Here is a 463-nt window from a genome sequence, read left to right on the forward strand (position 1 = left end):
GGATCACCTCCTTACTATTACGTCTGTTGGACGCACTTTTTGTAGTGTCTACACACATTGTCTGGTTATCATCAATAAAGAAGAACAAGAAGAGATAGGCTTCTACTAAGTGCTTGCACTTATACAGTAGGCTTGTAGCTCAGCTGGTTAGAGCGCACCCCTGATAAGGGTGAGGTCGGCAGTTCAAGTCTGCCCAAGCCTACCAATATCTTTGTCTTGTTTCATACTATGTAATGGGGCTATAGCTCAGCTGGGAGAGCGCCTGATTTGCATTCAGGAGGTCAGCAGTTCGATCCTGCTTAGCTCCACCACTTAGTAGTATGAAGGTAAAGGATAGAGCCTTAAAGAATGATGTGATGGCAGGTTTGTCATCGAAGATAGCGCATTATTCTTTAGGGTTTTTTACTCTAAAAGTGAGTGGCGACATTCACTGTTCTTTAACAATTTGGAAAAGCTGATAAAA

Annotated in this window: 2 tRNA genes; both read left to right on the forward strand. The window is 42.8% G+C overall.

Annotation, left to right across the window (positions count from 1 at the left end):
* Positions 1-128: 128 nt before the first annotated feature.
* Positions 129-205: transfer RNA gene (locus tag NLF92_RS12670), tRNA-Ile, on the forward strand.
* 30 nt (positions 206-235) lie between these two features.
* Positions 236-311: transfer RNA gene (locus tag NLF92_RS12675), tRNA-Ala, on the forward strand.
* Positions 312-463: the final 152 nt, after the last annotated feature.

This window comes from Opacimonas viscosa (assembly GCF_024199005.1).
In the GTDB taxonomy this organism is placed as follows: Bacteria; Pseudomonadota; Gammaproteobacteria; order Enterobacterales; family Alteromonadaceae; genus Opacimonas; species Opacimonas viscosa.